Annotated in this window: 9 protein-coding genes and 1 pseudogene; 3 read left to right on the top strand and 7 right to left on the bottom strand. The window is 68.1% G+C overall.

Annotated elements, in window-relative coordinates:
• A partial coding sequence (locus G3I65_RS13700) for an IS3 family transposase (RefSeq protein WP_160696445.1) occupies positions 1-557 on the top strand: 557 nt, incomplete at its 5' end.
• 41 nt (positions 558-598) lie between these two features.
• Here the strand turns inward: G3I65_RS13700 and G3I65_RS13705 are convergent.
• The 3 genes and pseudogenes from G3I65_RS13705 to G3I65_RS13715 all read right to left on the bottom strand — a co-directional run.
• Positions 599-997 (bottom strand): annotated as a pseudogene (locus G3I65_RS13705) (DUF2637 domain-containing protein); the annotation flags it as partial.
• A gap of 211 nt (positions 998-1,208) precedes the next feature.
• On the bottom strand, positions 1,209-1,499 hold the full coding sequence (locus G3I65_RS13710) for a hypothetical protein (RefSeq protein ID WP_160696446.1): 291 nt from the start codon (positions 1,497-1,499) through the stop codon (positions 1,209-1,211).
• 331 nt (positions 1,500-1,830) lie between these two features.
• On the bottom strand, positions 1,831-2,715 hold the full coding sequence (locus tag G3I65_RS13715) for a dienelactone hydrolase family protein (protein WP_160696447.1): 885 nt from the start codon (positions 2,713-2,715) through the stop codon (positions 1,831-1,833).
• Between the two features lie 108 nt (positions 2,716-2,823).
• Here G3I65_RS13715 and G3I65_RS13720 point away from each other — a divergent pair, with 108 nt between their 5' ends.
• Together G3I65_RS13720 and G3I65_RS13725 are read left to right on the top strand one after the other, a co-directional pair.
• Positions 2,824-3,321, top strand: coding sequence for a TetR family transcriptional regulator C-terminal domain-containing protein (locus G3I65_RS13720; RefSeq protein WP_203612376.1), 498 nt, complete (start codon positions 2,824-2,826; stop codon positions 3,319-3,321).
• 784 nt (positions 3,322-4,105) lie between these two features.
• The gene (locus G3I65_RS13725) at positions 4,106-4,720 is read left to right on the top strand and encodes a hypothetical protein (RefSeq protein ID WP_160696449.1); all 615 of its coding nucleotides are present in this window, start codon (positions 4,106-4,108) and stop codon (positions 4,718-4,720) included.
• A 1,483-nt stretch (positions 4,721-6,203) separates the two neighbouring features.
• Here G3I65_RS13725 and G3I65_RS13730 read toward each other — a convergent pair.
• From G3I65_RS13730 to G3I65_RS13745, 4 genes are all read right to left on the bottom strand, one after another.
• Positions 6,204-7,376, bottom strand: a complete 1,173-nt coding sequence (locus G3I65_RS13730) for a hypothetical protein (RefSeq protein ID WP_160696450.1) — start codon at positions 7,374-7,376, stop codon at positions 6,204-6,206.
• Positions 7,377-7,405: 29 nt separating this feature from the next.
• Positions 7,406-9,199, bottom strand: coding sequence for an asparagine synthase (glutamine-hydrolyzing) (gene asnB, locus G3I65_RS13735; RefSeq protein ID WP_239071127.1), 1,794 nt, complete (start codon positions 9,197-9,199; stop codon positions 7,406-7,408).
• Positions 9,199-10,434, bottom strand: a complete 1,236-nt coding sequence (locus tag G3I65_RS13740) for an MFS transporter (RefSeq protein WP_160696452.1) — start codon at positions 10,432-10,434, stop codon at positions 9,199-9,201. The genes asnB and G3I65_RS13740 overlap by 1 nt, the downstream gene beginning before the upstream one ends.
• On the bottom strand, positions 10,431-10,807 hold a 377-nt coding region (locus G3I65_RS13745), incomplete at its 5' end, for a hypothetical protein (protein ID WP_203612377.1). The genes G3I65_RS13745 and G3I65_RS13740, both read right to left, overlap by 4 nt.

Below are 10,807 nucleotides of genomic sequence, written 5' to 3' on the forward strand. Positions count from 1 at the left end.
CCCGCCAGGCGGGGCCGCCGGTGCACGACGACCTCGTGCGCCGGGACTTCACCGCCACCGCACCGAATACCAAGTGGCTGACCGATATCACCGAGCATCCCACCGGTGAGGGCAAGCTGTACTTGTGTGCGGTCAAGGACTGCTACTCCAACAAGATCGTCGGATACTCCATCGCCTCGCACATGCGGGCCTCACTCGCCGTCAGCGCGCTGCGCAACGCGATCGCGCTGCGCGACCCGCACGACGTCGTGGTCCACTCCGACCGCGGCGCCCAGTTCCGATCGGCGGCCTACCAGCGCCTGCTGCGCGGTCATGGGCTGACCGGGTCGATGGGTCGGGTCGGTGCGTGTGGTGACAATGCTGCGATGGAGTCGTTCTTTTCGTTGCTGCAGAAGAACGTTCTCGATACCCGCCGGTGGCGCACGCGGGAGGAGCTCCGGTTGGCGATCGTGTCCTGGATCGAGACGAAGTATCACCGCAAACGCCGCCAACGCGCCCTGGGCAAGCTCACCCCGGTCGAGTTTGAGACCATCTACACGGCCACGTCAGCGGCCTGAGAAACAGTCAGCTCCGGTGTCAACCGAAGTCTGGGCAGACCCCGCCGCTTCAACGCGCCGTTCAACAGCTCGACCGCCAGCAGCAACACCAGCGGCGGACACGCCGCGACCGTCACCTGCAACACGCTCAACGCCGGCGCCGAACCGATGTTCGCCACCAACGACACGCAGATACCGAACACGAACGCCAGCCACGCCACCCACCGGCCCGACCCGCCGCCGCAATGGGTCTTCCACAACTCGACCGTCGCGATCGTCAGCAGGCCATCAACCAGCAGCGGCCAGATCGACGCCGTCACCGCATCCGCACCGAAACGCAACGCGAACTCGCGCCCGTGCCGGTACGAGGCATACGCCGCGCCGAGAGCGACCAGACCGGTACAGACACACTGAATGGACAGGGCAAGGTCTTGAGCAAGCCAGCCCCCGAGCCGCCTCATCACCACTCCGCCTTGGTCGCGCGCTTGGCAGCTTTCCGAACGCGCCCACCCGACCGATCACGTAGCGCTGACGAGAGGCTTGGACCAGGCGACACGGCACGGCAGTTGCGAGCCCGAGGGGAGCCCGAGAGCGCACGCACGCGACGACAGGCCGCGACACAGACCGACACCGCCGCCACCCAACAGCCAAGGAAGACGACCTTGGCCGACATCACTCGACACCACCAGACACCTCAGGGTTCGCGCTCTTAACCAGCGGGTTCGGGGTTCGAGTCCCTGATGGCGCACCTTCCACCACCCCAGGTTCGATATCTTCGACCTGGGGTTTTGTGGTATCTGGAATCATTCCTTCCACTTCCTCTCTGTCCATTGTGGTCTCCTGCGAGCCCGAGGGGAGCCCGAGAGCGCACGCCGGGTGCAACGCCTTCCGCGGAATCGCCCCAGCCAGCTTCCTCGCCGCATCCACGGCAACCTCTTCGGCGACATTCGTGTAGAGGTCCATCGTCACCTTGATCGACGAGTGCCGGAGCTTCAGGTGTGAGCCGCGAACGCTACACAAGCGCACGGTCCTATATCCCGGGGACGTCAAGGTCCTCGCGAGGGACGCACTGCTCCCGCGGCACAGCGGAGCTTCTCCCAACGTCCGGGCGTGATCGCCGAATGGCTCACACCACCCGACCAGCACCGCCGGTGGCTGGCCACCTTCGACGCAGTCGTGACGGCCATCGCCAACTCCTGATTCACGACAGTCAAACGCGGCCCCAGGTCCTTCATCACCCTGCGGCGAGAAGCGAACGTCGGGGCAGCGCTTGGATCAGCCGGGCAGTGGACGCTCACGCGCCGAGAAGACGTGCGCGAAGGAACTCGAGAATCTCGTCGCGGGCTCGGACCGTCGGGTGACCTTCCTCGTCCGTGAGGTGGGCGGTCACGACGCTGTGCGGCGTCTGCACCACGTCCCGGAAGAAGGGCGGTGGCGCGGGGTTCGCGCACTCGCCAGGCAGGACACGGCCGTCGAAGCGATCGCCGAGAAGCCGCGCATACGCCGCGAACCGCTGCCCCGTGCACCACTTGTCGTTGTCGAACCGGTAGGCGAGCGCCGTCAGGTCGTCGCGGTCGAAGCGCCGCCGGATCGCAGCCGCGTCCTCGGATGAGAGCTCGAGCCCGGCCGGGTCGTCCAGCGGCAGCGACGGCTGGTTCAGCACCGGAGCGATGACAGCCGGTTCGAGAGCCATCGTCAGGGCGAAGTTGCCGGTGAAGCACATACCCACCGCACCGACGCCCGGACCTCCACACTCCCCGTGAGCCTCACGCGCCAGCGCACGCAGCCACGCCGCGACCGGGCTGGTGCCACCGCCCGCGAAGGCGCGGAACTCCTTGCTGACACATGCCCGCTTGACGATCGGCTCCGCGAGTTCGACCGTGGGATACGCACCGTCCACCCCGAAGAGCGACGGCAGGAACACGGTGAACCCCGCGTCACGCACCCACCGCGCGAACCGCACGACGTCCGGACTGATCCCCGGCATCTCCGGCATCACGATCACCGCCGGGCCGCGCCCAGCCACGTAAACGACCTTGTCGCCTTCGGCGAGAGAAACGCTTCGCCGAGCGAAGCCGTCCAGGACGGCCGGCTGGTTTCCACTCACGGCACGGAACCTCCGAACTATACGACCGATCGGTCGTGTCGGTGCGGAAAGTACACGACCGCCCGGTCGCATACAATCCCTGGCATGTCTCCCGCACCCGCGCCGCGATCGGACGGCCGTCGCGCTCGTGGCGACCGGACCCGCCAGGACGTCGCCCGCCAAGCCGCCATGGTGGCGACCGTGCACGGGCTGGACTCCATCACCGTCGGCTCCCTCGCCGAGCAGACCGGGCACAGCAAGAGCGGCATCCTCACAGTCTTCACCAACCGGGAAGCCATCCAGATCGCCGCCGTCGCGGAGGCCCGCCGCCTGTACCGGGACCACGTAATCGCTCCCGCATGGCACCTCGAAGCGGGGAAGCTCCGCCTTCGGGCCGTGTTGGCAAACTGGGTCGCCTACCTGCGGAACGAAATCTTCCCCGGCGGCTGCTTCATCGCCGCGACTTCGGTCGAGTACGGCCATCGAGAAGGCCCCGTCGCCGACGCGGTCCGCGACCTCACCCGCGAATGGCTGCAAATCCTGGAAGCCGAACTGACCACCGCGGGCAGCGCCGAGCCGGCGGACGACGCCTTTCGCATCGATGCGTACCTGCGCGCCGGCAACACGCGCTTCCAGCTCTTCGGTGACGACGCCGACCTGGACCGCGCACACCGCCTCGCCCTGCGCGTAGTCGGCTGACGACCTCGATCGGTTCGGTGAGATCACGTCGCGGCCCACGCGAACTCGCCGGCGACGTCGGCAGGCGGCCATCGCGTCAAGACAGCCAGATACCGGTCGTCGTGAACGACGACAGCCGCGGTGCCGCCGAGGTGCTCAGCCGGGCGGTCACCACCGGCGTCAAGGAGCAGGAACGCGGCAGTTTGGTGTGAGCCGCTGATCACCTGGCACTCTGCCGCGGTTGGCATTCGCTTCGCGGAACGCGCAACAACCTGGCCTGCCATCGGAGCTGACGAGGTACCTCCCGCTCCGCCGAAGCAGGACGCTTCACCCTCGACGTCGTACTCAACCGCGCCAACCCCGACGCCCGGCTGCGGGCAGCGCCCGGCCTAGACGGAGCGCCTACGGCGCACTGTGCCCCAGCATGACCTGGCGTCCATGCGCGCGGGGAACATGTCGGTGTTCGGATCCACGCCGCAAACAGCAGCTGAGCTGTGAAGACTCGGCTTCGACCCGGGCAAGCGACAGCTCCGCCAACAGGAGCACCAACGATCGCTCGTACCGTCTCATATCGAACCAGGCGTTCCGACCCTGCCGCTCTTTGCACGCCCTGAGATCCGCGACGACGGACCCAATGGTCCCGAAAGGTCTACGGTTAGGCCTTCCGGGAAACAGTCGTTGACCTTGCCGAAGCCGATGGCTGACTTCAGCTTGCCCGTGTCGACACTTTTCAATCAAAGTCACCTTGAGGTTGACACCTAAGGGCAACCTGGGTTGGCTATCAACAAGAGGGGACTCGTTCAGGGTGCACAGAAGAATACTCTCACGAAGACTGCTGATTGCAATTTTCGCAATCTCCACGATCCTGACATCCACCATCACCAGCACAGCCGGCGCTTCGATTCGAAATTCGGAGCACCAAGCGGCCACATTGCCTCGCCACATCCTCGACCCGAAGACCTGCGCCCTCCCCGTATCCGAACGCACTGGCGCGTGGCTGTGCCCCGCAGCCCAGAAGGTACTCCCGAGCAAGATCGAGAAGGCCACGTTCAGCCCGCTGGACCCGCCGGTCTACAGGGACCGCTACTGCTGGCCAGGCGACCAGGTCCACGGCTCGGCGTGCTGGACAGTCCTCGATGACTTCAACGGCTACTTCGAAATGTGGAGCGATTTCGGCACTGCCGACGAGGTTTACGGTCAGGTGTCCTATGCAGCCGAGTACTCGCTGGTCGGCAGCCTGGTGAACGTGAGGCCAGTAACCTACAACGCTACTTTTGACACACAGGGATTGACATTCGAAGGTAACGCCCTCGACGCCTGCGGCGGCCAAACGGGAAGCGCGATCCCGAATGCCTACGGTACACAAACTACAACGGCGACCACGACTGCAAATCGATCGAAATTCAGTGGAGCTTCATAGTTCCAGAATACCCTGACACCACATACTACCTCTACGCCAAGAGCCCCGTGATGTTGAGCCTCGACGACGATCCTGCGTTCCGGTTCCACACAACTCAACCCAACGACCTCCCAGCCGATTTCTTCGGTGGCCGCTGAAGCTCCAGTTCTTGAACCGCTGAGAGTCGTGCCATTCAGGTGATGGTCGTACACTCAGCGAGGTGAGCGACGAGCACAAGCGTGGCCACCTCCACCTGACGGAGATCTCGGAAGACATCATGGCGCCAGTAAGAGGCTCTGAGACAGCTCAAGCCGGAACCGGGCACCGGCACCGTGACTTTGATAGCGCCGGGACATCGACGTCCGCGGTCTGCAGCCTGGAGCAAAGGACTCGACGTTGAGCCAGGTGAATATCTCGACGCTGAGACCTTCCGCGAAGTCGTCGAGTGGGCCTTTGCGAGGACAGCTGAGGTCTACCTTCGCGAGCGCACCGGCGACCTCACCCGCCTCGCACCTCCTGGCGTCCTCCCCTGACCTGCTCGCCAGCCCAGTCTTGCAGGCTGAAACGCCTACGAACTCAGGACCTTCCAGACCTCCAGTGTCCGCGAGCTGCAACCTCGTTCAGAGACCGCGGTATGGCTCCTGCCGCTGCGTCCCCCGGCAACTCGCCAACGACGTCGACCAGCAGTTCGGCTCGCGTGATTCGTCCATTCCCGACTGAAATCGGCTGGACCTACTCCTGCTCCCCCACGGCCCGGGGGTGTCGCCGGATGGAGCTTTTCCCGCGTTCGCCAGTGCCATTCGGCCGCGTCCGGCCGAGGTCGTTGGCGGTACCGACGAACACCGGCCAGTACATGTCCACCGTGTCCTCGTCCGGCGAGCGCGCTCGCAATCCGGTAGGCGTCGGTGTCGATCCACTTGAGACGGTGCGCCCTCGCCGCACTCGTCGGCGAGGGCGCCGGTCAGCACCGGCCATGGTGGTGGACCCCGCTGTGGCACGCCGAGCCGGTCGAAGCCGCTATCGCCGGTGCCGCTGCCAGCACGTCGTGGCCTCGGGCGCCCATCCGAGGGGATGGATAGCACGACCCGCAACCGCCGAGACCCGAGGCACCGGTGGTCCTGTTCGACCGCAAGGACGGCCTCCAGGGTCATCGCCTTATGCATAGCCTCACCCGCCGCTGCACGCACATGATGATCCGCCACCACATCCCGGCCTCGGAGTCGTTCGTGGACGCAGTCGCGGCAGACACGGCCTGGAGTCTTGTGGGCTTCCGGAGTCTTTTCATCCGCTCGGACAGCGTCCACTGTGGTCGGCGGTGAGCTCCGTCGCCCCGGCCGGCTTCAGCCGCATGCGCGGAGCGCCAAGTTGGCGGCGCCGTGCCGGAAGCCGTGAAGGGTGCGCCCGGGGCGAGCGTCGGAAGAGACGGACAGGTCGTCGTGGGACCGCAACTACGTCGTTGCCAGGCCTGGTGGAGGCGTGGGTTCGACGGCCGGCATCCCGGTCGCTACGCCCTCGTGGCCGAAAAGAGGCGTCCGTCGAGGCGGTCCTTGAGGTAGGGCGTGCCCGCCGTGTAGCCGGAGCCCGGGCGATCGCCGATCATGCGGACGGCGATCTTGTGGTGCGTCGACTTCCAGCGCTGGTGGGCTGCCTCGAGCCGGGCCTGTGCGTGGGTGAACGCCTCGCGTTCGTCGGCCCGTGCCGGGGCCATCGCGCGGTACGCCGCCGCGATCGTGTCCTGGCCGGCCAGCACCTCTGCGCGCACGGCCGGCACGCTGCCAAATGCGTCCGACCTGAGGCGCTCCTCCGATGGCGTGTCGCACAGGGCTTCGAAGCGCTTGTACTGGGCCGACTGGATCGCGCTCGATCCCTCGGTGCGGTCACGGAAAGCGTGGAAGGTGTCGCGGGTCATCGTGGCGAGGAGGCTGAACAGCAGGCTGGCCCGCTCCAGTGCCTCCGTGGCGTGCGAGATGTCGAGGACCGCGGTCGCCAGGTCGGCTGCTCGCAGCGAAGCGATCGTGGCCGCGGCGTGGTCGACCAGCTCGTCGAAAACACTCTCGTAGCCTTGCAGGACCCGGATGAACATGTACTCGTCGTGGACCGGGGACACCGGCTGGACCGTGGTCGGCAGCAGGGCGAGGAACTCCCGGTCGGCGTCCGCGACCACCCCGTCGAGGCAGCGAAGTCCGGCTTCGCGGCCGAAGAGGTCGGCGACGGCCGGGAGTGTGGTGAAGTCGTGCCGGGTGAGGTGCCGCATCGCGTGGCTCACCCGCTTGCGCACGGTTCCCGGGTCCGGCCGGCACTGCGGGAGGCGGGCGTGATCGCCGTGGAACGCCGAGAGCTCGAACCGCACCATGTCGACGATCAGCGCGGCCGCCGACGTCCGGCGTGTGGTGTTCGCCGGTGTGATCGCCCGCAGCAGGGGCAAGGTCAGGTAGGTGTCGTAGGAGTAGCGGCCGTCTTCCTTGGCCAGCAGGCAGTTCAGCTGTTCGCGGGCGGGCGTGCCCGGCTGCGTCGATCGCCGCGTCAGATCGAGTTCGGCCTTCGCTTTCGCATCGAGGAAGTCCACCCCCACGGTCTGCACGTGGTGGGCGACCTCCACTGCCGGGTAGGGCCCCAGGCCCGCGCGGAACTCACGCAGCAGCCCGGTCAGGACTCCCGGATGAACGTACTCCCCCACCATGTGCTCCCCCCGTTTCCCTGCCGTCCTCACGCGATCCGCCGCAGCTTCTCGTGCCACCGCCACGTGCTCAGCAACAGCCACAGGTGCGGGATCGGCGTGTGCTCGATCCGGTCGGCCGGCGGTAGTGAAAGCAGCTCGCGGACCAGCTCGTCCGCCGCCAGCGCCGAGCGGTGTTCGGTGACGAGCGCCGCCAACGACGCCTGCAGTGCTTCCTCGCCGGGGAACGGGAACACCTGTTTCGGCCGGTCCAGCAGAGCGGCGGGAAGCACGCGGGCGAGTGAGCGCCGCATGATGTCCTTGCCCCGGCGGCGATCCCGGTCGACGTGCAGTTCCATGGGCCGGGAGAAGCACCATTCGACCAGGCGGTGGTCGAGGAACGGCACCCGGGCCTCGACGCCGTGGCGCATGCTCAGGAAGTCCTCGAACCGCAGCACGCGGTGCAGCTGCGTGGCCACCAGCAGCCGGTGAGCGCGCTCCAGCGGAGCACCGGACAGGCCCGCGCAGAAGTCCCGGAAACCCTTCTCGACCACTTCTGTGTGCGCCAGCACCGCCGGCGAAAGCCCGGGTGCCCGCCTCGACGCGGGCATCCCGAGGTATTTCGCGTTCTCCGGTTCGCCGACGTCGTGGACGTTCCGGGTGAAGCCGGGCAAACCGATGTACCCGGCCATGACCTCGTCGGCGCCCTGTCCATTGAGGACAACTCGCAGCCCGAGGTCCCGGACGGACCGGTAGTTCGCCGCGATCGTCGGGTGCCGCGGGTCGTCACCCAGGGCTGCCAGGTCACAGACTTCGTCCACCTGGTCGAGCGTCAGGCCGGCGCCGTGGACGTCCACGTGGTGCCGCACCCGCCCGGCGGGCAGCGCGCGGACAAGCTCTTCGCTGAAGCGGAGGTCTTCGTTGCCCGAGGCCGACGGCTCACCGGCACTGCCGAACGCCACCGTCACACAGGTCACCACACCGGATTCGGCGGCGAGCGCCGCGATCGCGGACGAGTCGAGACCCCCGCTGAGGAAAGCGCTCACCGGAACGTCGGCCTGCAGCATCCCGCCGACGCCGGCGCGCAGGAGGCCGCCGAACTCTTCGACGTCGGATGCCCGCGGGCGCGTGGGGCCGGGTTCGGATTCGGGCAGCCGCCAGTAGGTGTGCCCCGACGCCGTTCCGTCGTCGTCGAACCTCACGGCGGTGCCGGGCGCGACCGATCGGACGCCGCCGACCAGGGTCCGCTCGACCTCCCAGTCCAAAGTGGACGAACAGAGCAGCTGCCTGCGGAACACGTCGAGGTCGGGTTCGGCAGCCACCAGACCCGAGTGGAGCAGGGCCTCGACCTCGGAAGCGAACACCAGCCGCCGGACGTCGTGGTGGTAGTACAGCGGCTTGACGCCGAGACGGTCGCGGACCAGCCACAGCGCACGGTCGCGTTCGTCCCAGACCGCGAACGCGAACATCCCGTCGAACCGGTCCAGTGCGGCGAGCCCCCACCGCCGCCACGCCTGCAGGACGACTTCGGTGTCCGTGGCCGACCGGAACGCGATCGAAGAGCCGAGCTCCGTGCGAAGGGCGCGATGGTTGTACAGCTCACCGTTGTAGACGATGGTGACCCCGTCACGGGTCATCGGTTGCGCACCCTGGTCGCCTAGCCCGACCACGCTGAGCCGCCGGTGGCCGAGCGTCACGCCCTCGCCTTGGGCGAAGCCTTCGCCGTTCGGTCCCCGGTGGGCCAGCGCCCGCGTCATCCGGTGCACCGCCGCGGCGTCCCCGCGCTGGTCCGGCGAGCCAGCGAACCGGCGGACGCCGGAGATTCCGCAGCCGGAGTAGGTCATCACGCGGCCACCTCGTCGCGGACCTCGGCGGGCCACCGCTTCCGCCGCACGAACCGCATCGCGAAGAGGAGCACCAGGCCGCACAGCAGGAACGGCGCGCCGGGGAACGCGACGGCCGTCTCCGGCCCGGTGAAGTAGTCGAACAGCGCGCTGCCGATCAGGGGCGCGACGAGGGCGTCCAGGCTGTTCAGGCTCGCGAGCGCGCCTTGGACCCGGCCCTGTTCCTCCGCCACGACCTCGCGGGCGGCCGCCGCCCGGGACGCGGGGGTGATGACGCAGCCGATCGTGTAGCAGAGGACGAAGGGCACCACGATCCACGGGCCCCCGGCGAACGCGAGACCGACGAGGGCCGCCGCGGCGCTGACGAGACCGGCCAGCATCGCCCGCCGTTCGCCCAGGCGCGAGACCATCAGGGGCACCAGCTTGCTCTGCGCCAGGCCCATGCAGGCGCTCAGGACGGCGAGCAGCACACCGTTCTGCAGCGGGCCCCAGCCGAACACCTTGCCCGAGTAGAAGACCCACATGCTCTGAAAGGTCAAGGTGGCGAAGCAGTAGCAGAGGACGAGCGCCGACACCCGGCCCATCGCGGGGGTCGCGCGCAGCACGGCAAGCGCACGCCACGGGTAGAGCTGCCGCAGCCGCACGGGCCGGCGCTTTTCCACCGGGTGCGACTCCGGCAGCGAAGTCAACGCGAAGACCAGGTTGACCGCCTGGAGCACAGCCGCGGTCAAGTACGGCAGGTGCAGGCTGACCGAGCCCAGCAGCCCACCGGTCGCCGAGCCGAGCACGAACCCGCCGTTCATGCAGAGCCCGAGCAGCCCGAAGTTGCGGATCCGCTGCGCCGGCCCGGAGATGTCGGCGATGTAAGCGCTGATCACGGCGACCTTGGCGACGGCGAGGCCGGTGATGACCTGGGTCAGGTACAGGACGCCCAGGCTCGGGACGAAGGCGATCAGCGCGTTGTTGACCATGCTGCAGCCGAGCACGAGCAGCACCATCGGCCGGCGCCCGAACCGGTCGCTGAGGGCGCCGAGCGCGGGCGCGGCGAGGAACTGCAGCGCGTTCATCACGGCGATCATCAACGCGAGGTGGATCGCCGCCTCGCCGCTGTCGCCGCCGGTCAAGGTCCGGATCACCTCCGGCAGCACCGGCAGCGCGGAGCCCGCGGCCAGCATGTCGGCGACCACCATCGCCAGCACCAGGTGCAGCGGGAGGTTCCCGCGCCCGGAGCTCACGCGGCCCCCTGAGCCAGCTCGGCCCGGACCCAGGCACCGAACCGGCGGTGCAGGCGCGGTGAGTCCAACGTCGAAACACCGGTGCTCCACCCGTCGAGCACCGCACCGTCCGCTGTGCTCAACCACTGGGTGCACAGGTACCCAGGACGCACGCTCTCGGCCAGCCGAGCGCAGTAGCCGCGCAGATCCGCGGGGAGCTCGCCGACGTCGAACGGCTCGCCGGCGAAGAAGTGCACCCGCCGGACGCCGTCGTGCTCGAGGCGCTCCTCCACGACGTGGCCGGAACCGGTGCGGGCGGCCATACCGAGCAGCGTCGCGAGTTGCCCGCGGTCGTCGGCCCGCGCCCCGGGCCCGGCGCTGTCCGCCCGCGCAC

Source organism: Amycolatopsis sp. SID8362 (assembly GCF_010550475.1).
GTDB classification, from domain to species: domain Bacteria; phylum Actinomycetota; class Actinomycetes; order Mycobacteriales; family Pseudonocardiaceae; genus Amycolatopsis; species Amycolatopsis eburnea.

Excerpts from the sequence above, each read along its gene's own strand:
- G3I65_RS13710 (WP_160696446.1), bottom strand. The coding sequence starts at position 1,499 with ATGGACCTCTACACGAATGTCGCCGAAGAGGTTGCCGTGGATGCGGCG.
- G3I65_RS13715 (WP_160696447.1), bottom strand. The coding sequence starts at position 2,715 with ATGCGACCGGGCGGTCGTGTACTTTCCGCACCGACACGACCGATCGGT.
- asnB (WP_239071127.1), bottom strand. The coding sequence starts at position 9,199 with ATGACCTACTCCGGCTGCGGAATCTCCGGCGTCCGCCGGTTCGCTGGC.